Below are 20888 nucleotides of genomic sequence, written 5' to 3' on the forward strand. Positions count from 1 at the left end.
GCTTCACCCTCTCAAATAGGTAATAGCAAATCGGATGGAAAAGCTCTCATGATAGCGGGGCTGATTCCTCACCTCCTTATTTTAGTCTAAGCATCAACTTGGTTTTTTTGTTCCCTTGATTAGCGATTGGCTTTGGTTTGTCTTGTTCGTAAATGTAAACGGATACAAAATTACGCAACATGTACACTTCGCTCAATTTCAATTCCATTTATTACCTCATCGTTGTAATTGATTTTATCAGGAACAACAAAAAACTCAATATTCATAAAATTCAAAATCAACAGATGGATTTATCAATTTTGTTTAACATTTTTGTATAAAATGATGCTATATTATTTGTACAATTAGTTTATTGTTACTTAGGAGTGATGATCATTCATGTTCAATAAATCTGACTTACATTCGTATATTACGTTCGATGCGGCTACCGGAAAAATTCACCTTAAAGATCAGCGGATGATTTTGGTTGGAACGGATGCAATCGGCCTACTGCGTCGGGATCTGATCAGGTCGGTAGGCATGGATCAAGCCAAAAAGATTTTGTTGCGGTACGGCAGAAATTACGGTGTAGAGTTCGCCAGAAATTTGAAAGCGCTTTTTTCGCTTGAATCACCGTTTGAATGGTTCCATGCAGGCCCGCAAATGTCTAAAATTACGGGCGCTTTTTTTTCTCAAAATGCTAAGATTATATACAATCACACTACCGGGGAATATTTTGCCGAGGGGTACTGGCATTACTCTTACGAGGCCGAACAGCATTTGAAGCATTTTGGCGTACATAATGAACCTGTTTGTCACACATTAACCGGGTTTATTGGGGGGTATGCGTCTGAACATTATGGCAGGGATATTATCGTTAAAGAGATAAAATGCGTTGGGAAGGGCGACGAACATTGCCTTATGATCGCCAAGCCTGCAAAGGAATGGGATGAGAAGGATTTGCTTGATCAACTGGATCAGGATAGTCAGGAAATGATAGAAATAAACAGCCCCTTTCTTAAAATAGAAAAACAACGGGATGCTTATAAAAAATTGCTGAAATTTAATGAAAAATTATCCGAAATTTTAATTCAAGGGCAGGAGCTGTCCTCCATCATAAAATTTTTAGGCGAAACCCTTAATCTTGGCGTCACCCTGGAAGATAAAGATTTCAGACTCATAGAATCATTTGGCTTATTTAAATACAGCATGCTGGATATTATTAAATTTAAAAATCATATTCTTTTTTCCAATCTATTAAAAGATATCAAGCAGCCGGTCCATTATACGTTCGCAGAAGGAAGCGGTTGGACGCATGAACGTCTAATATGCCCCATTCATACCAAAAATGGCCTGTTTGGTTATATTTCCTTAATTAAAGATTCCGGAGAGTTTGATGAAACGGAGTTTTCTGCTTTGGAAGCAGCTTCGAAATTTTGTTCCATCCAATTGCTGCATACCATCACTAGAATTGAAGTGGAGCATCGTTTAAAAAACGAGTTGTTCATTGAGCTTTTAAAGAAGAATTGCAATGCAGATGAATTAACCTACAGATCAAAATTAATGGGATATAATTTAGAGCTGCCGCATTATCTCTTTATCGTTCATTTCGCTTCCCTTGATCCGAACGCGGACCCGGCTAAAGATTTACAAGTTCAGATCATCGACACTCTTCATACTCAAATAAAAAGCTTAGGCTCACATACGCAATGCCTGTTGACAAGTAAATCCGATCATATTATCGCTATAATCCCGCTGGAGTTACTTGAGAAGACAGGCATCGGAGTAAAACCGTTGGCTCAATTGCTATTGAAAACGCTCGAAAGTAAATATAAAGATATGATAATAACGTTTGGAATCAGTTCGATTTGTAAAAAAATAGAAGATTACCGCAGGGGATACGAAGAAGCGCAAAAAGCCGTCCAATTGCTGACGGTTCGGAAGAAACATTCAAGCATTGTTTCTTCTGAGGATCTCAGCACCTTTTCCAAAATTATTAACCCCGAAAATATGGATCAATTAAAAAAATTTGCCGAACTTTTACTTCAAGGCATTAGGCTATATGACGAAAAAAATAACAACGAATTGTTAAAAACGTTGTTTTATTATTTAGAGAACCAGGGCAACATCCAAAACACATCGCAGGATCTGCATATTTCTATTGGCGCAACAAGGTATAGACTAAAAAGGATTCAAGAAATAAGTCATCTGGACCTGACGAGTTCCAAAGATTTCTATGAAGCGCATCTCGCCTTGCAAATTCTTATCTTTTTGGATGACATCGATATTTACTGACGGTAGTTCCGTCAAGGGAAAGACCATCCCTCCGAAAGAAGGATGGCCTGTTTCTTTATGACCGCTAATTGCGGAATAAAGTCACTCTTTTTTAGTGCTGCTCACTAATATTCATTTTAATACACATCACGTTGGTAACGCCCTTGCTCTTGCATATCATTTAAATACGCTTCGGCTGCTTCACGGGTCATCGAACCTTCTTTTTCAATAACGCTAATTAGAGTATTGTGGACGTCTTTCGCCATATATTGCTTATCTCCACAAACGTAGAAGTATGCTCCATTATTTAGCCACTCAAACAATTCCTTACTGTTTTCAAGCATTTTATGCTGTACATATACTTTTTCCGCCGAATCACGGGAGAACGCAACCTCTAATCTTGTCAATACCCCATCTTTTTGATATTTTTCCAGCTCGTTTTGATACAGGAAATCCGATGCTGAATGCTGATCTCCAAAAAATAGCCATGATCTACCTGATGCTGCATTCACTGCACGTTCCTGGATAAACGAACGGAATGGTGCAATACCTGTCCCAGGACCAACCATAATAATATCTTTATCCGGGGACTCTGGTAGATTAAAGTGTTTGTTTTGTTGAATAAATACTGGAAGCGTATCCCCCTCTTGAAGACGTTCAGCACATAAAACAGAACAAACTCCTTTGCGCTTCCGTCCGTGAGCTGTGTAGCGCACAGCACCGATGGTTAGATGCACTTCCTCGGGATTAGCGGTAATGCTGCTAGCAATTGAATATAGCCGTGGCGGCATTTTTCTTAATAAAGAGACAATCTCTTGGGCAGAAGCTTTCCATGGACCAAAATCTCGTAACAAATCGAGCAAATCACGTCCGTCGATATATTCTTTCAGTTGATTTAGATTTTCATCGGATACCAGCTTTTGTAGCTCTTCATTTTCTGATAATTCCGCTGCCTGCTGGATAATTTTTTTCGTCAATAACGTAATTTCAAAGTGTCTTGCTAACGCTTCTTTTAAGGGAAGTGTATCCCCTTGCTTATTAACTGAAACAGACAGTTCTGCATCCCATTTCATTTCCTCAAGAAGGGAAGCCACTAGTTCCGGATCATTCTCAGGGATAATACCAAGGCAATCACCTGGGACATAGGAGAGGTCAGATCCTTTTAACGATAGCTCGAGATGCCTCGTTTCTTTATTAGAACCTGCTCCATTTAAATTTACATTTTTGAGAACTTTCGCTTGAAATGGATTTGTTCTTGAATATGTTGTTGGCACTACAGTAGAAGATTGCATAAATTCACCTCAAAAAGTTGTTTATTATGTAGGATAGCACAAGAAGAGAAAATCAGAAATGTTTTTCTAGTACATTTTTTATTATTGACATTTATTAAGTTAATCGACCAATGTACCCAAAACTATTTTAGTATTTCTTTTAAATGATATCTTATCTCTGTTCATTTTACCATATTCGAATTTCATTAAGCTCTTCCAATTTTTTATTCCCTCAGCTCTCCGTTAGTGTATTTACATACTCAAGTCGATCATTGTTAAGGAACCAGCAGCTACGAAACGCCTTCCTTCGTCATTTCCTAAACAAAGATTCCCCCCTATCGCTTCCATAATAGACGAGCTGAAATTCATGTCGAGCTCACAGAAGGGAAACGACATTACCTGTCGAATGACATGGGTATACGGTACTATATGAAAAACCATGAAACAGGAGGGTTCCCGTGATCAAGACTATTTACAAAATTTTTACTGCGATGCTGTGCATCGCAATGCTGCCGCTTACCGTATATCCGGGCAGTTCTGCGTCGGCAGCCGCCGCCGACAACTGCCAGACCGAGATTTCAAAAGCAAGGAAGCCGCGCCCCAGCGGTGCTCTGAATCAAGACGGCACGTATACGAAATTCGACTACTCCAATATGCCTGACCCAAAAGAGACGATCTTCGCTTGTGTGAACAATCAATTTCTCGCAACCGATGTTCCAGTACAGACGGAGAACGGCTTCTCCCTCATTCCGATGAGAGCGCTGCTGGAAGCGCTAGGTGCGGACATTGCGTGGGACGGTGACAGCCGTACTGTGACGGTAAAGCTGCAAGGGAAGACGATTGTGCTGCAGGTTGACCGTCCCGATGCATCGGTGAACGGGCGAACCGTGGAGCTAGATGTACCCGCTCGTATGAAGGACGGACGGGTTCTCATTCCGACACGCTTCGTTTCCGAGCAGCTGGGAAGTGCGGTGGTGTGGCAACCGAAGAACAAAGCCATTATGATTTACAAGCCTCTTCAAGCTGAGGTCACCGCACAAGCGGTCCAGACGAAGACACTCGGAACTGACGACTATAAATACGGAAATTATTTTTCTACGGCCAAGAGGTTCTTACTCCATAAGAAGAATCGCGTGGTGCTGGTCGAGGACATGGGGGACAAAGGACTTCGCGTGCAGGAATTTACACCGGCCTTCGATAAGATTGAAGAGAAGATGATTTCCAAAGAGCTGCCCCTATTAGGCGGCATTCATCTTGGGGAAGACGGCTGCTACTATGTCGTGTACGGACAGCCAAATATGGAAGAATCGCCAACGAAGACCGTCTATTTCATTGTAAAATACGACGATTCTTGGACGAAAGCCGGCCAAATAGACATCAGCGATGTGTATGTCACCGATCCGTTCCATGCAGGCAATGTGACGATGGATAGTCATAACGGGAAGCTGGCTGTTTACTCCACACGGCAGCGTTACCTGACACCGAAGGACGGGCTCCGCCACCAATCGAACATTACGTTCTTGGCTGATATGAAGAGCATGACTCTGCTGTACAAAGGTGCTGAATGGCCGCGGAATCACGTAAGCCACTCGTTTGCGGCTTATGTTCGCTTCGATGGCGACAAGATCATATATGCCGACCATGGGGACGCCTATCCGCGCTCGGTCGTGCTCCAAGTCGAGCAGCGGGATCGCATTGTCTCTGAACTTGACATCCTCAAGTTCCCCGGAAAGATCGGCGATAACTACACAGGTGCGCATGTGGGCGGTCTTGAGGTAGCCAAAGACAACTATCTGGTAGCAGGCTCCAGCGTCTCCCTTACGGAGCAGTACGGCGCCTCCAAGACGAAGAATGTGTATCTTGGCGTTGTCCCGAAGGGGGCCAAGGATGCCAAGGAAGTCAACGTCGTCTGGCTGACCGATCATGCCGTCGATTCCGGGGTCGACATCGAGGAGACGCATCTGGTCAAGCTTAACGACGATAAATTCGTCCTGCTGTGGAAGGAATCCGGGAACAACGAAGGTCTCTTCTATGCCGTAGTCGATGGGTCTGGCAAGCAGCTTTACCGGCCGTCAGCCCTGCAAGGCGTACCGTCACCGGGCCATATCGATCCGTTGGTTAGCGGAGACAGCATCATTTGGTATCAATCCGATAGCCGCAGCTCCAATGAGCAGGATACGACCATGCTCTACAAGCTTCAGATCGACTAACGGAAAGTAAGGCAGCTCCCCTGGTCCGTAAAAGTGAACCATCGAAGCTGCCTATTTTATTTTAGCTTCATCCCTCATTCCGGATACTGCCATCAATCCTAAAAGTTCATAATTGCTGAAAAAAAACTTTTCTAAATTATTAATGATTTTGTTTATTATCCGATTACATTTGTTTTAGGTTTACTGTCATCAGTTCATTCAGATACGCTCGAATATCGAACTGCCAAAGGACCCCGAACTGTTCTGATTTCAGAACCTTTTCCAACGTGGTACCGCATCATGAACGTTAAGTTTCGTTTCCACCGTATAGTGAACCATCGAAAGCCTCCAGTAAGGAATTTTACTTAGCTTTCCTCTCCTTTAGCAGAAACCATTACTTTACTTTTTCGTTGGACCATCCCAGGCCATGATGCCGCCCGTTAGATGGGCGATTTGACCGTGGCCGTTATTGCTGAGTATTTTGCCGGCCTGTTTACTCCGCATACCGCTTTGGCAATACAAATAGACTGGTTTATCTTTGGGAATCTCCCCGAGCCTTTGTTTCAGCTGACTCAGAGGTATATTTACGGCTCCTGGGATATACCCTCTAGTGTATTCACGGCTCTCTCTTACATCGATCAATTTATTACCCTTGTACTCCTCCTTAAATTCCCGGAGCTGTAAATTCCGCAAACCTTGTACAGGGGTGAATTGCTTGTAAAACATCCATACAACGAATACGGCTAACAGTACATAGAGAGCGTAATCCATACGTCATCACCTACCTGCTTTTAATTAGTTGCTCCTGAAAAAGTCCAATTTTAAAAATGGTCTCGGGGAGCCGAGTGGTTTTGTGGATGTCGGTTCCCCCGGATTTCTATTTCTACCTTAGTTTTGAAGCATTTTTGCTGCTCTTTGCAGATTGTGGGTCAGGATTCCGAAGCCGACCCAGCATTTTGAGCCAGCAAAGCCCCGGTACCTGCTGCGGTTCAAACCGTACTTGCGCTTGAGAAGACTAATCTTCGCTTCTCCGGCTGCACGGTAACGCTGCAAGTCCTTAAACCATTTTTCGTTTTCGTACTCCGTGCGGGCAATGCCTTTCTTGCCCTTTCGCGGCAAGCTGGCTCGCTTTACACCAAGTTCAGTAATGGCTGCTTCATTCTTCTTGCTTGAGAAGCCGCGGTCGGTGGCTACGGCCTGCGGTGCTTTGCCGAACTGCTTGATATGTGCTTCTATGGCGGGAACAAGCAATTCGTCATCAGAGGGATTTCCCTCATAGACGGCGTAACCGGTGACGAAGCCGCTTTCCGTCTCGTCGATTCGCACCTTGTATCCGAACTCCGTGCCTTTGGCTAGCTTGCCCTTCTTGATCGGCCTGGCTTCGGGGTCAAAGAAGCTGACGATACGATCGGCGATGATACGATTGCCGGAGACGACCTGTCTGGCTTGTTCCAGCAGTTTCCCGGTAAGCTCGACCGCCGCCGACAGTTTTGCTTTGCTTTGCTGAACGGCCGTTTTGCCCTTGTCTTGCAGTTTTTCTACGACGCTTTGTGCACCCTTTACGACGCTGTCGGTTACTTCGATTACGCTTTGCGTAATCTTGTCAACTTCTTCCCACGATTCCCGTGTGCGACGCCGCAGTACTTTGGCGATGGACAGAATCTTTTCTTTAACTTCAGCCGTACGATCTTCAAAGCCTTGAACGGCGTGGGAAGCGACCTTGCGGATTTTCTGAATCATTCGCGTGATGACCTTCACACCATCCTGCAATAGCGTAGCATCTGTCGGGTGATGAATGTCGGATTCCACGACAGTCGTGTCTGTACGGAATTTACGGGTTTTCAGAATCGCTTTTTCTTCACACTGTTTGATAAGCGCAGCGTTGATGTCCTGGGCGATTTTATCGCCGTAGCGTTTGCGGGCATAGATGAGCGTGGACGGATCCGGCATCTTCTCATCGATGGCAATACGGCAGAACATTCGCCAGGTGATGCTGTCGCCAACTTCCTTCACGAGCGACTCGTAGCCCAAATTATATTTGTGTTTCAAGACCATAAGACGGATGTACTTCTCGATCGCCAGCGTAGGGCGACCGCTCTTCTTGCCTTTCGGATGCAGCTTCGCGAATGGTTGAAGAAATTTTTCGTCGTCCAGCAAGCGATCGATGATGGCAAGTTCGGCCGGCAGCGTTCTAACAGCTTCCGGAAGAATCGCATCCCACATCGTTATTTGCTCGTCACGAAGTTTCAACATTTTCATCACCTCAAGGAAGGATTCCCGAGGCTCTGCGTTGAACTCCTTAAACAAAGGAATTCTTCCCTCGGGGATGGATGGATTGTTATCTGGACAATAACAATTTCCATTTTGAGGTGCCGAATTCCTTTTTATTTTGTCAAAATAGCCCGACTTTTTCAGGGGTAACTAATTAGTAACTCGACAGCCTCATGAACAACTTTCTTTGTATCGTTTCCTGCTTCATTTTCTTCCCGGATACATTGTTCAAGATTAACGGCGACAATAATCGCCATCGCTTTATCTACCGCACTGCGTACAGCTGAAAGTTGACTGACGACTTCTTTACATTCCTTTCCTGCTTCTATCATGTTCAGAACACCGCGAATTTGTCCCTCGACCCTGCGTAAACGCCGTTTTATATCATCATCATAAACCATTGTTATTCCCCCTTTACGTGTACAGGTAGATGATACCCAGACCTGGGGGCTGCTATTAAATAAATAAATTCACTTTAGCTTCGGCTGCATCCCCCAGATAAGCTGCAACACCTGCATACTCGATATCGTCGATTAACTCTTCCTTCTGTAAACCTAGCAAGTCCATTGTCATTGTACATGCAACAAGCTTAACTCCTTGCTCCTGTGCCAACTCAATAAGCTGCGGTAAAGTCAAGGCGTTATGCTTCTTCATGACATGCTTGATCATCTTAGGACCCATTCCTGCAAAGTTCATCTTGGATAGACCTAGCTTATTTGCGCCGCGCGGCATCATACCGCCGAACATCTTCTCCAAAAACCCTTTCTTGACCGGTACCAGTTCTTCTTTACGAAGCGTATTTAAACCCCAAAATGTAAAGAAAATCGTCACATCATGATCATATGCCGCGGCTCCATTCGCAATAATAAACGCCGCTATCGCTTTGTCCAACTCCCCGCTAAATAATACAATCGTTGATTTTTCTCTCTCTGCCATGAAAGCTCAACCTTTCTTTTAACTGCATATTATTCTTTTGTTAATTTTCGGATCATTTATATTCTGATAGAAAGCAGCATAAATGCTCTTAATACCCGCTTTCTTATTCAAAATTCTAGCGGATTTATTAATTGATCTATGGTCCGTGCCGAGCAGGACGATCGTATCTCCATCACGAATATGATTGCTCCAGACGAACGGCAATCTCCCGACATAAATGTTAATCGCATCCGTGCAATGATCTTCATAAAAATCGGAAGCGTCACGCACGTCAATGATTTTTAACGTAGTTGAATTTTTCATTTTACGTAGTTCTATTGCGCTTATATACTGAAGACCTTTCACAGGCCACTGATTTCGAAGTTGAGATAGAAATATAGCAGCAAGAATGATCATCCAGATAAACATAACGGGTCTCTCCTTTTTCCTGAAAAGGTTAAGCGGCGGCCGGCGCCACCGCCCCTACTCCAGCGTAACCTTTAACCCTTTTTCACCAAGAACGTAAATACTCCATTTTCTTCTCTTGCTTCAATTAATTCATGTTTCGTTTGGTTTACCCAAGCTTGAAAATCATTCATAGAACCTTTATCTGTTGTTTGAAGTTCCATCACTTGTCCGGATTGAATCGAGTCAATCCCTTTTTTTGCCTTCACAATCGGCATTGGGCAAGCAAGCCCTTTCGCATCAATAACAATATCCGCCATCATATAACCTCTCCCCTGATATTTAAATTTTTTTAGAAATTCAATGTAACTTGTGCGTCGAAGGCGAAATCAAGATATGCTGCCGCCGTTGCGATGTTCAACACCTTATATGCGGTTTCGAGTCCTGCAGATGATGCGATAATCGCCACTCTCTTGTTTGCCATGTTATTTTCCTCCTAAAGGTTCATGTTTTTCATATCGTTAATCTTGCTCGGTGCGACCATCCCAGCCCGACATGCCGGGAACTACATTCTTCACCTTTGAGAAGCCTCGTTCGGCCAGCGTTTGACACGCCATGTCGCTCCGGGTTCCCGTTCTGCATACGACATAGTATTCTTCGTCCGGATTCAGGCCGGCAATTTTTTGTTCAAGTTCGCCGAGCGGTACGGAAATGGCCCCTGGGATTCGCTGAAACACATATTCCGCAGGTTCACGCACATCCAGCACCTTTATTTTTTCCCCTGATTCTAATTTTTTGCTGAGTTCTTCATTGCTTACGGTGTGGGGATACTTCACTTCTGGTTTCGTCTCATTCTCCGACGATTTTCGAATAAAATGGCGGAACACGCCAGACTCTTCCCGTAAACCTAAATACTGGTGCCCCGTCCGCTTTGCCCAGCTTTGAAGGTCGGCAACAGATCCTTTATCTGTGGCGCGCACTTCAACGACTTCGCCGGAATTCATGTCCTCAATCGTTTTTTTGGTTTTTACTACAGGCAATGGGCACGCTAATCCTTCACACTCTAACACTTGATTCGTTTGAATTACTGCCGCCATATCCGTTACCTCCTAAATTTCTTATTTCCCGTACTTCATTTCTCCGTCCCATTGATTCATTCCGCCCGGCATATTCACCACTTTGTAGCCTAAGGCTTCAAGATGCTCGCATGCGAGCCCGCTTCGGTTTCCGCTTCGACATACGACAATCGTCTCTTGCTTCGGATCGAGTTCCTTATGCCGCTCGCTTAAAGATCCCAAAGGAATGTGCTTTGCTCCCGGAATATGACCGGATTCCCATTCATCCAGCTCACGTACGTCCAGGATGCTCAGCGTTTCTCCCTTGGCGAGCCGCTCCTTCACCTCGCCTGGAAGCATGTCTTTCGAGTATTTTCCTGCCATGAACGAGTCCTCCTCTTTATGCCAAAATGTCGTACCAAATTTTAATCACCGTTGCTGTAACAAGAGTGGCAAGTATCCATTGCAGCACTTTCACGTTCATTCTCTTGCCAACTTTGGCTCCAACCGGCGATCCCAGGATGCTTGCCACAACCATCACAATGGATGGGACGAGAAGCATATGTCCACCCATCATTTTTCCGACTGTAGAACCGATTGAAGAAATAAAGGTAATCGCAAGTGATGATGCAATGGCAACCCGCGTCGGAATTTTTAAAATGACGAGCATAATCGGGACGGTAATAAAAGCGCCTGCGGCTCCTACGATACCTGATGATACCCCGACAATCGCCGCTGTCACGGATGCGATGACTTTATTAAAGGTAATGCCGGAATAATCTTCACGCTCGACGCCTCTTTTCGGGAGGAACATCATGACCGCTGCGATCAAGGCCATCACCGCGTACGTCAGATTAATTGCGGAATCCGGGAGAAATTTAGAACCGAACCCCCCGATAAAGCTGCCAATTACGATGGGTACTCCCATGTAAAGAACCAGTTTTTTATTGATCAAACTGCCTTTGCGATATGCGAACATACCCGCGAGTGTAGCAAAAAACACTTGAATCGCGCTTACCGCGGACACTTCCTGAGCGGTAAAAGCTACAAATCCCATCATCGGAGGTATATACAGCAGCATCGGATATTTGATGATGGAGCCTCCGATGCCGACCATCCCAGATATGAAGGAACCTGTAAAACCGACGCCAAATAGGATAAGAAGCCATCCAATATCTAATTCCATAGCTTCCCCCTTACACCCGTATTAGTTGTATTGAGTACCGCCGTTATATACTATAGGGGGTATATTTTTGCTCAAAAAAAATTTGTTCTCCTCTCAACAATCGATGGTCGAAATAAACCAATACCCGTATAGGTATATACAGATGATAATAAAATAATAGTGGGTTGTCAATGGTGCATATTCAGAGTGCGATTACTGAACACTATGAAGGGGTTATCCACCCGTAGATCATAGTCTTATTTATCATGAATAGCACAGCGATTTGGTCCCATCTCCATTTCGCGCTGCTCCTCTTCCGTAGGCTTCACTCTACCCATATTCGTTTGCCGGATTTCCTGATAAGAATTGGGATGCGGCGGTAAGTTAACCGTCACCGCAGAACGAAACACTTCTTCGCTTTCAATATTCAGTCCCGGATTGGAGGCATACAGATCACCTAAACGCGCAGCAACTTTACCGCCTTCTCCAAGCTCTGTATGCTGGCCGAAATGTGCCGGCAATACAATTAAGTCCTCAGACAGGCTCTTGTATGTTTTATACAAGCTCGTTCGCAAATCTCCGACCCAATCTTCCGCTTTGCCTGCAAGGTCAGGGCGTCCGATGGATTGTACAAACAAGATGTCTCCACTTAACAAATACTGATCATCAACGATTAGCGACGTACTGCCGATCGTGTGGCCTGGAGAATAAATCGGTTGAATTTTGATTTGCGTATTGCCGACGATAATCGCGTTATCGCCTTCCAATGGCGTGTACTCGAATACAACTTCTGTTGCATCCTTAGGCGGCAACCAATATTTCGCATTCGTCTTGTCCGCCAGCAATTTACCGCCGGAGATGTGGTCGGCATGCAAGTGAGTATCGATCGTGTGCTTAATGACCGCGCCTTTATCTTTAGCGAACTGCTCAAATACGTTTGTCATGCGCAGTGTATCTACAGTCGCCGCTTCTCCGCCGGAGATGACCATATAAGACAAGCAGCCTTTGCCGATCCGCACAAATTGATACAGCTCCCCCCCGTCTTTCAGATCCCCGACTTTAATCGGCTCAAGATACTCACTCCACGACTTCATTCCGCCTTCTAGGTAATAAACATTATTTCTGCCTGCTTCAACGATTTGCTCTCCTACAAATTTGGAAGAACCCTCTTTTGCGCAAACGACCAAAATCTTCTTTCCATCAGGAATTTTATCCAGCGCAGGATCAACCCCGTCAAGTAAATCGAAATAAGGAACATTCACGATTTCGATTTTTCCACCTTCAATTTTCCAGTTATCAAAATCATCCGTGTTACGCACATCTAAAATAAAAAGCTCCTCATTGTTCAGCAACATTTGAGTTACTTCTTTTGCCGTCATGGCCTGCAGTGTTCGTGCTCCCATGGTTCGTTTCCTCCTAATGTACTGTTTTTGTTTTTCCCTTTAACCCGACTTTAAAATCCCCTTATCATACCCCGGTGGGTATAATAATAGTTAAAAAATATATACCCATAGGGGTATATATGCATGATAATCTTTTGTTTTTATAATGTCAATATGTTCCCAAATAAAAATCTATAAGCAATTAAAGATTTCATCCTGAAATAAGCCACTATACCAAATACCAAAAAAGCAGTATAATTAAAACAAAGTAAACTAGTTGGAAAAAGGTGATTTAATATGCTGCTATGGATAAAAAAGATGTTTTCAAATAAGTGTCCTGAATGTCAGTATAATTTTACAACTTATAGCGACGCGCAAGGTTATATATAATCCTGTCCTCGATGTGGCTATAAAGAAGAGACTTACTCCTCCCTTGGACTTAAATTCATCTTTAATTCATCAAAATAATATGAGCACATTCATATTGTCGAATTTTGGTTTGGTCGAAGAAATACTTTCCAAATCCAATGGATAATCTCATATTCCTCAATCATTTACGAGAGCATCTATTTGCTTTTCGAGGGTCGTATCCCCGCAATACGATTTCTTCATTACGCGATACTCATCGCCTTCAATCTCCTTTCATCGACCGTAATTATTTTTTGAAGCTAAGATAACCATCGTCTACAGGAATCGTCTGACCATTAATGGCAGTGGCGCCTTCGCTGAATAGGAACGCAACGACGCTGGCAACTTTCTTCGGTTGGATGAGCTTACCGCGCATATGCTGTGCAGCTAGCCTGTTTTTTCGTTCTTCATTGCCGCCGAGTATCGGCGTATCGATGAATCCCGGTGCAACTCCTGCAACCCGGATGCCGTGTTCCGCCAATTCCAATGCCCCGGATTTCGTCATCATCACCACTGCCGCTTTAGCCGCATTATAGTTAAAGCTTCCTACAGCAGCCATGGTACCGTAGATCGATGCCGTATTTACGATAGTGCCTTCCACTTGCAATTCGACCATTTTTTTAGCGGCATAATACATTCCGTAATAAACACCGTGTTGGTTAACGTTAATTACTCGGTGATACGATTCCGGATCCATTTCCAAGAATGGTTTGACAAGACCTATTCCAGCATTGTTAAAAATTCCGTTCAAAGTACCGAATCTTTCTACTGTCCAATCAATAAGACCTTTCACTTCATCACCCTTCGATACATCCGCTTTATAGAAATCCGCTGTTCCGGAAGCAGCTTCAATCAGGGACACTGCTTCCTTCGCAGCAATTTCATTAAAATCTGCGGCTACTATGAATGCACCTTGAACTGCTAAAAGCAACGCCGTCTCTCTTCCTATACCGCTGCCGGCACCTGTCACGATAATTACTTTTCCGTGCAATTCGGACATGGGTCATAGTCTCCTTTAGCCTTTTAGCGATAATATCAATTGTTGAAAATAGGAAGCCGCATCGATCATTCGCACCCCATACCAGCTAAAATACTCCCCGTCAACCAGTACGGTTCGAGCTTCCAGCTGTTGTCGGGCAAGCTCATCCCTGTGCTTCTCTTGAAAGGGATAAGGTTCGGAAGATAGTAAAATCAAATCAGGTTCGGAGTTTCGCAGATCCTCGACCGTAATGACCGGGTATCTTTCCGGCCTTTGCTTAAATACGTTATGGAATCCGCAAAGTTCAAGATTGGAATTGATAAAGGTAGTACGGCCGGCAGCCATATAGGGGTTATTCCATATGACATAAGCCACCTTGATCGGTTTGTCGGCTGATGGAATGATTTGAAAACTCTCCGAAATATGTTTCACCATGATTTCGGCTTCAGCTCCCCTTGCGCATAAGATCCCCAAGTCAGCGATCATCTTCAAAGCATCCTCGAAATTCTCCACATTGGTCACATATACCGGGTAACGGGAGGCTAACTGTTCGATCATCTCTTTCGGATTTTCTTCCTTCTCGGCTATGATCAAGTCGGGCTTAAGCAGATCAACCGCATCCATGTTGATCTGCTTGGTTCCGCCTACAACGGCGGCCCGGCTGACTTCTTCCGCCGGATGGATACAATACCTGGTACGGCCGACGATTCGATCCAAAAGCTGCAAGGCATACAAGGTTTCGGTAATGGAGGGACATAACGAAATGATTCTTGTTGGAGGATCATGGATCGTTACGGTCCGCTGCAGATGATCCTGCAACATCTTTTCCGACATCAATATCACCTCGAATGAAGCGTAAGCTCGGGGCGGCCTGTGTCAAGATTGACATACCGCGCAGCTACAAAAAGAAAGTCCGACAGGCGGTTCACATAAGAAATCACGACCGGATTGACCTCTTCCTCCGCTTGAATTCTCACTGCATATCTTTCGGCGCGGCGAACGACGGTTCTGGCTACATGAAGCGCGGCTCCAGCGGAGTTTCCTCCGGGCAGGACAAAATTGGCAAGCGCCGGCAAGACGGATTCCATCTTGTCGATCTGCTCTTCCAAGTCATGCACATCCTCCTCGGCAATTGGCCATTCCACCTTTTTCCCCGGCGGAGTCGATAATTCCGCCCCGACATGAAAAAGCTTCGTCTGGACGATATGAAAAACCTCTAACAGCTCAGACCACCGCTCCTCGTTCGGGAGAAATGACAATGCCATCCCGATCATGGTATTTGCCTCGTCGCAGGTTCCATAGGCCTCAACTCGAACGGAACTTTTGGAAACCCTTTGTCCGTATACGAGACTGGTTTCTCCTTTATCTCCTGTTTTCGAATAGATTTTCACACCGTCGCCCCCAATTTTTAGAGTGCCTCGATTATCATGGCAGAAGCCGGTCCGCCTCCTGCACACAGGGAAGCGCAGCCATATCGGACGCCGCGGCGCTTCATTTCGCCAAGCAGTGTCACCAAAATCCGCGCCCCTGTACAACCGACAGGATGACCTAGTGAAATTCCCGAACCGTTGGCGTTGACTTTATCCATATCCAATTGCAGCTCCCGGTTGACAGCCAGCAATTGAGCTGCAAACGCTTCGTTAATTTCCCAATAACCGATATCATCCGCTTCCAGCCGGGCGAATTGCAATGCGCGCTTTACCGCCGGAACAACGCCGATCCCCATAATCTTCGGGTCAACGGCGGCGGAGGCTGACGATACAATGCGTGCCAGAGGTTTATTTCCAAGCTCGCTCGCTTTATCCGCGCTCATCAGGATCGCGGCGGCTCCGCCATCGTTGATGCTGGAAGCGTTGCCGGCTGTAACCGTGCCGTCCGTTTTGAAAGCGGGGCGAAGCTTTGTAAGCGCATGCAGATCTGTATTCGGATTTGGATGCTCGTCTTGATTCACAATGAGGGTACCTTTCTTTGTCTTGATTTCAATAGGTACGATCTCTTCCAGAAACTTTCCTTCCTGGATCGCCTTACAAGCCCTTTGGTGGCTGAGCAGCGCATATTCATCCTGTTCCCCGCGAGTAATGCCGTACTTCTCGGCCAAGTTCTCTGCGGTTATTCCCATATGACAGTCGTTGAAGGCGTCGACCAAAGCGTCATGCAATAAGGTATCCACAAGTTCCGCATGCCCCAATTTATAACCGCTGCGCGCTTTAGGCAGCAAATAAGGAGTATTGGTCATGCTTTCATATCCTACGGCCGCTCCGATGTCGATCTTGCCCAGCATAATCTCCTGAGACACGATTTCTGCAGCCCGTAACGAAGAGGGACATTGCTGGTTAACCGTCACAGCTGCAGTCTCTATCGAACAGCCGGCCGCTAGTGCAACCTGCCTGGCGGTATTGCCCTTGCACCCGGCTTGATAAATGTGACCGCCGACTACTTCTTCAATCAGGCTGCGGTCAATACCGGCCTTATCAATAGCCGCTTTTAACGCATGGACACCTAATTCCACTGCCGTTACATCTTTTAATGCACCCATAAAATCTCCAATCGGTGTCCTCATGCCGCTGACTATGACTACATCGCGCATCATGTTCTCTCCTTCGCAACAACATTATCGGAATGCATTTGCTATCTGTTCTTCATCAACCTCGTCAAGAGCAGACGGATTAAGGGCAAGATAGCGTCCGGCGTGTCCCGGTATGGCATTCATGAAATAATTTGCCCCGACATCGGGGCAAATTGAATATTCACGCCACAACCCTCTTCCATTCATTCACAGCGATCTCTCCAAAATTTCAGCAATATCCAGCGTACTGACCCGCTCTTCCTCTTCCTTCGATTTCACTCCATCGCTGAGCATGGTCAGACAGTATGGACAGTTGCTTCCTATTAAGGTAGGATTCAGCCGCAATGCCTGTTCCGTACGTTCTATGTTTACACGCTTGCCCTGTGTTTTCTTCCATCCACATCATGCCGCCCCCGGCTCTGCAGCACATGGAATCTTGACGGTTTCGCTCCATCTCCAGCACTTGCACGCCGGGAATCGACGTAAGAATCTTTCTGGGAATATCAAAAATATTGTTATATCGTCCAAGGTAGCAGGAATCATGATAGGCAATCGATTCATGGACTTCCTTGCTCGGTTTAATTCGACCTTCTTCTAATAGCTTCCAGATCAATTCGGTATGATGATACACTTCCGCCTTCAGCCCGAATTCCGGATATTCGTTTTTGAACGTATTGTAGGTATGCGGACAGATCGTGACGATTTTCTTGACTTGATACGATTCAAAAACAGCGATATTTTCCGTGCATAGCTGCTGGAATAAATACTCGTTGCCCATTCGCCGTGCCGTTTCACCGGAACTTCTTTCTTCATTGCCCAAAACGGCAAACTTCACACCGGCAGCATTCATAATTTTGGCAAACGCTTGAGCCACTTTTTGGCTTCGATTATCGAAGGAACCCATGGAACCTACAAAAAATAAATATTCAAAATCGTCGATTTCGTCTACGGTCGGAACCTCGATGTCCTCCCGAGCTTCCCGCCACTTGACCCTTTCATTGCGGTTAATGCCCCAAGGATTGCTTTGTCTCTCGAGGTTTTGGAAGTAACGTCCGGCCTCATGGGGCATATTCCCTTCCGTCAATACGAGGTATCTGCGCATATCCACGATTTTCTCGACATGTTCGTTGGCAACAGGGCATTGATCCTCGCAATTCCGGCACGTCGTACACGCCCAGAGTTCCTCTTCGGTAATCACATCCCCGATTAACTGAGGAGACTGCACGGCTGCGGCTGTCTCCGAATCTGCCCGGGAAGGAAAAGCAAAGGTTGGGACCCAAGGCGTTCTCGAGGTGATCGCCGCCCCTTTTTCCGTCAAGTGATCCCTCATTTTTACGATCAAGTCCATCGGGGACAATGTCTTTCCGGTGCCTGAAGCCGGACACATATTGGTGCAGCGGCCGCATTCCACACAGGCAGCTGCTGTCGGCCAGCACTTCGGCAGCCACGACCCCAAACCCGAGACCATGTTCTCCTGCTCTTGCCGCTTCGATAGCTGCATTGAGCGACAGCAGTTTTGTCTGTGCAGCGATTTCTTGCAGCAAACCGGTTATTTTCAATATGTCTTTTGAAAAATCGGCAAGCGTATCCATCCGTTCCATTATTGCTTGTGCCCGGGTGTTAATTTCTGCCATTTGTTTGCATACACCCGAAATACGGTCTTCCCCATCATCCGTAAGTTGGATGGCACGCCCCGAAAACTATTCCTCCATGAGTGTGTCCCCCTCCTAGTTTTACTATAGGACATCACCGAAGGCTGCTCTGTAATGTGGATTACAAACCCAACTGAAGCAAAAAAAACAACGTTCGGGTTTGTACCGAACGCTGTCGCGGTTACGTTATCACGATCATCATCACGATCAAACTCATCAGTTCGAACATCTGATTCCGGAAAATCCAACTCCCGGATGAGCTCCATCCCATCCATGAGCGAACTCCACGGGCACTTCGCAGGCTGATCGGGGTAGAGACTGACAACCAACATTTGTTTAGCCCTCGTCGCCGCGACATAAAGAAGCCGATCCGGCTCCGCATGCATGAATGCAAGCTCCTGCACGCTCCTGCTCGCTCATTACTTCCCAGCCGACCGACTGTCCAATCGTTTCTTTCTGAAATCCTTTAGATTGCTGCGTAAGTGCATATACACCATGGCTCGTCTTCTTGCTTGCTTTGGGATTCGGTATATTTGTTTCCATCCGGACACACCTTGTACATCGGTTTCCCGGGCGGGAAGCTTGCCGACAAATTGCCCGTTCACAAAAGCGCCGATCACATCGACGGATCGGAAATTGCTAGTCAAGTGCAGCACATCCCCACAAGTCTGAATCCGCGACTTCACCTCGTTATAGATGGATTGCTTCGGGTCGCCCACGACGAACAAGGAGCCAGGCTTTGGCTTAAGCTTCCGCCAATTCCGTTCATTCGGATCATGGCCAGCACCAGTTAAGAGAAACATCATTTCCGCTTGGACCGGGTCGGTGTCCTGAAACTCATCGACCATGAGTCGTTGATAGCGCCCAGCGAAATAACAGCGAGCTTCCGGGTAATCACGCAGCAGGCAGCACGCGTACATTCCCGCCATGATTGAAGAAAGGGGGGACAGGCTCCGTTTTTAAAGTTTTACTTATTTGTGCAGGAGCCGTTTCTTAATCGCAGGCCAAAATAGTGAAACGATGATCAACAGCAATCCGATCGTTCCCACGCTATAGGCAGGAAAGCCGTGCAGTTGAAGGCTTGGCCCCTCCGGCCAAAAGCGCCGTTCGGCGAATGCCAATCCGATAAAAATCATGAATGTGAAAAAGGAGAGGCTAAGAATCATCCAATAGAAACCTTTATAAGGTTTAAACGAAGCTTTTCGCAGCACCAATAAAAATATGAATATGATGATCAGAGATACGATGATAAATCCGCCTGTATCAAACAGCGAAAGACGAAGAGTGCCGTCAACTCCTTCAACCAGCTTCCATTGCAGCAAGAGGACAGGGGTTAGAATCAGCAGTTTAGAACGCTCCAACAGCGATGGCTTAGGAATCTCTTTCATCAGCTCATCGCAAAACGCTTTCGGATCTTTGCCAAACACATCCTCGAACGTTTTTCCGTCCTGCTGGGCTAAAAGCAAATGATCTTCCAGTTCTTCTAATACCCTTCTAGCCTTAGATTCCGAGGTTGGGCCGGTCAACAAATAAAACTTCATTTCATCCAAAAGCTCTTTATTATTGGCGCTTAATTCCGCCGTTCTGTTCTTATGCTTCATAAGCGATCCCTGCCTTCCAAGAGATGGTTTACCGCCGCGCTCAATTCCTTCCAATTTTGCTGAAATTGAACCAATGCTTGCATCCCGTCGGGAGTTAAACGGTAATATTTCCGGCTTGGTCCCGACGCGGACGGACGAATCGTACTTTCCAATAGATGATCCTTTTCAAGCCGAAGCAGCAGTGGATAAATACTTCCTTCTTTCACAAAGGTAAATCCCTTTGCGATGAGTTTTTCCATAATCTCATACCCATAGGTTTCTTCCTCATGGATCACCGCTAAAATACAACCTTCAAGAACCCCTTTTACCATTTGGCTGAACACAAGTTGAAGACCTCCATTCCCGACCGTCCACTACCTTACTTTACAAGTTAGTAATCGATATGAAAAGCTAGCTTGCAACACAAGTTAGCTTGATGACAATAACGCCAATAGTAAAAATACAAAAATGATTTTGGCGGTCATTTTCATGCAAACATTTTCCAGTGCCAGATCTACGAAATAGACGGCGAAGAGTGCGAACGAAAACTCCAGCAGGAAAATGGAGAGCGGCTGTTCCATTTTCCTGCCTTTGATAAAGCCCTTGATGACGTTTAAAACGATGAATAAGATAACATCTACTGCGGATAAAAAGTATAAAAAACGTAACCACGTCCATCCACGATCCATAATGAACGCGCAGCAATTCAAAAATGCCAATCGCTCCAAAAAATAATAAAAAAACATACGGCTGTCATCGCAAATAAAATAATGGCGATCAAACCTGTCGAAATGAGA

Annotated in this window: 22 protein-coding genes and 2 pseudogenes; 2 read left to right on the forward strand and 22 right to left on the reverse strand. The window is 45.5% G+C overall.

Annotated features, from left to right (window positions below; genetic code table 11):
* Positions 1-378: 378 nt before the first annotated feature.
* Positions 379-2274 (forward strand): XylR N-terminal domain-containing protein, encoded by a 1896-nt coding sequence (locus ACZ439_RS04785; protein WP_464620701.1) that lies wholly within the window; start codon positions 379-381, stop codon positions 2272-2274.
* Between the two features lie 116 nt (positions 2275-2390).
* On the opposite strand, the gene ACZ439_RS04790 is transcribed toward ACZ439_RS04785, so the two are convergent.
* The gene (locus ACZ439_RS04790) at positions 2391-3545 is read right to left on the reverse strand and encodes a sulfite reductase subunit alpha (protein WP_127610832.1); all 1155 of its coding nucleotides are present in this window, start codon (positions 3543-3545) and stop codon (positions 2391-2393) included.
* 437 nt (positions 3546-3982) lie between these two features.
* On the opposite strand from ACZ439_RS04790, the gene ACZ439_RS04795 reads away from it, so the two are divergent.
* A complete protein-coding gene (locus tag ACZ439_RS04795) occupies positions 3983-5734 on the forward strand; it encodes a copper amine oxidase N-terminal domain-containing protein (RefSeq protein WP_141335595.1) in 1752 nt (583 codons plus the stop codon).
* Between the two features lie 378 nt (positions 5735-6112).
* Here the strand turns inward: ACZ439_RS04795 and ACZ439_RS04800 are convergent, their stop codons facing one another.
* From ACZ439_RS04800 to ACZ439_RS04900, 21 genes and pseudogenes are all read right to left on the reverse strand, one after another.
* The gene (locus tag ACZ439_RS04800; RefSeq protein ID WP_464620702.1) at positions 6113-6484 is read right to left on the reverse strand and encodes a rhodanese-like domain-containing protein; all 372 of its coding nucleotides are present in this window, start codon (positions 6482-6484) and stop codon (positions 6113-6115) included.
* A 117-nt stretch (positions 6485-6601) separates the two neighbouring features.
* On the reverse strand, positions 6602-7966 hold the full coding sequence (locus ACZ439_RS04805; protein ID WP_074730150.1) for an ISNCY family transposase: 1365 nt from the start codon (positions 7964-7966) through the stop codon (positions 6602-6604).
* Between the two features lie 158 nt (positions 7967-8124).
* Complete coding sequence (locus ACZ439_RS04810; protein WP_464620703.1) at positions 8125-8385, reverse strand: metal-sensitive transcriptional regulator; 261 nt, start codon at positions 8383-8385, stop codon at positions 8125-8127.
* Positions 8386-8440: 55 nt separating this feature from the next.
* Entirely contained in the window at positions 8441-8920 is a 480-nt protein-coding gene (locus tag ACZ439_RS04815; protein ID WP_054798143.1) for a DsrE/DsrF/DrsH-like family protein, read from the reverse strand.
* Positions 8921-8938: 18 nt separating this feature from the next.
* Complete coding sequence (locus ACZ439_RS04820; RefSeq protein ID WP_054800283.1) at positions 8939-9328, reverse strand: rhodanese-like domain-containing protein; 390 nt, start codon at positions 9326-9328, stop codon at positions 8939-8941.
* 71 nt (positions 9329-9399) lie between these two features.
* Positions 9400-9624, reverse strand: a complete 225-nt coding sequence (locus tag ACZ439_RS04825) for a sulfurtransferase TusA family protein (protein ID WP_054798162.1) — start codon at positions 9622-9624, stop codon at positions 9400-9402.
* 32 nt (positions 9625-9656) lie between these two features.
* The gene (locus tag ACZ439_RS04830) at positions 9657-9788 is read right to left on the reverse strand and encodes a hypothetical protein (protein WP_464620704.1); all 132 of its coding nucleotides are present in this window, start codon (positions 9786-9788) and stop codon (positions 9657-9659) included.
* 37 nt (positions 9789-9825) lie between these two features.
* The gene (locus ACZ439_RS04835; RefSeq protein WP_464620705.1) at positions 9826-10401 is read right to left on the reverse strand and encodes a sulfurtransferase TusA family protein; all 576 of its coding nucleotides are present in this window, start codon (positions 10399-10401) and stop codon (positions 9826-9828) included.
* Between the two features lie 21 nt (positions 10402-10422).
* The gene (locus tag ACZ439_RS04840; protein WP_054798145.1) at positions 10423-10743 is read right to left on the reverse strand and encodes a rhodanese-like domain-containing protein; all 321 of its coding nucleotides are present in this window, start codon (positions 10741-10743) and stop codon (positions 10423-10425) included.
* 16 nt (positions 10744-10759) lie between these two features.
* On the reverse strand, positions 10760-11545 hold the full coding sequence (locus ACZ439_RS04845; protein ID WP_464620706.1) for a sulfite exporter TauE/SafE family protein: 786 nt from the start codon (positions 11543-11545) through the stop codon (positions 10760-10762).
* Positions 11546-11781: 236 nt separating this feature from the next.
* Complete coding sequence (locus ACZ439_RS04850; RefSeq protein ID WP_464620707.1) at positions 11782-12927, reverse strand: MBL fold metallo-hydrolase; 1146 nt, start codon at positions 12925-12927, stop codon at positions 11782-11784.
* 634 nt (positions 12928-13561) lie between these two features.
* Positions 13562-14314, reverse strand: coding sequence for an SDR family NAD(P)-dependent oxidoreductase (locus ACZ439_RS04855; RefSeq protein ID WP_464620708.1), 753 nt, complete (start codon positions 14312-14314; stop codon positions 13562-13564).
* Positions 14315-14329: 15 nt separating this feature from the next.
* Positions 14330-15127 carry a helical backbone metal receptor gene (locus ACZ439_RS04860; protein ID WP_464620709.1) on the reverse strand — a complete coding sequence of 266 codons (798 nt, stop codon included), beginning with the start codon at positions 15125-15127 and terminating at the stop codon, positions 14330-14332.
* Positions 15128-15132: 5 nt separating this feature from the next.
* Positions 15133-15684 carry a cob(I)yrinic acid a,c-diamide adenosyltransferase gene (locus tag ACZ439_RS04865; RefSeq protein WP_464620710.1) on the reverse strand — a complete coding sequence of 184 codons (552 nt, stop codon included), beginning with the start codon at positions 15682-15684 and terminating at the stop codon, positions 15133-15135.
* A gap of 17 nt (positions 15685-15701) precedes the next feature.
* Complete coding sequence (locus ACZ439_RS04870; protein ID WP_464620711.1) at positions 15702-16880, reverse strand: thiolase family protein; 1179 nt, start codon at positions 16878-16880, stop codon at positions 15702-15704.
* Positions 16881-17066: 186 nt separating this feature from the next.
* Positions 17067-18276, reverse strand: a pseudogene (locus ACZ439_RS04875) ((Fe-S)-binding protein); the annotation flags it as partial.
* A 1-nt stretch (position 18277) separates the two neighbouring features.
* Positions 18278-18493, reverse strand: a pseudogene (locus ACZ439_RS04880) (methyl-accepting chemotaxis protein); the annotation flags it as partial.
* On the reverse strand, positions 18460-18897 hold the full coding sequence (locus tag ACZ439_RS04885) for a hypothetical protein (protein ID WP_054798148.1): 438 nt from the start codon (positions 18895-18897) through the stop codon (positions 18460-18462). The pseudogene ACZ439_RS04880 and the gene ACZ439_RS04885, both read right to left, overlap by 34 nt.
* A 33-nt stretch (positions 18898-18930) precedes the next feature.
* Positions 18931-19440, reverse strand: coding sequence for a UvrD-helicase domain-containing protein (locus ACZ439_RS04890; RefSeq protein WP_464620712.1), 510 nt, complete (start codon positions 19438-19440; stop codon positions 18931-18933).
* 42 nt (positions 19441-19482) lie between these two features.
* Positions 19483-20112, reverse strand: a complete 630-nt coding sequence (locus ACZ439_RS04895) for an HAAS domain-containing protein (RefSeq protein WP_464620713.1) — start codon at positions 20110-20112, stop codon at positions 19483-19485.
* A complete protein-coding gene (locus ACZ439_RS04900; RefSeq protein ID WP_054798152.1) occupies positions 20109-20435 on the reverse strand; it encodes a PadR family transcriptional regulator in 327 nt (108 codons plus the stop codon). The genes ACZ439_RS04895 and ACZ439_RS04900 overlap by 4 nt, the downstream gene beginning before the upstream one ends.
* Positions 20436-20888: the final 453 nt, after the last annotated feature.

This window comes from Paenibacillus sp. JCM 9796, from assembly GCF_055379675.1.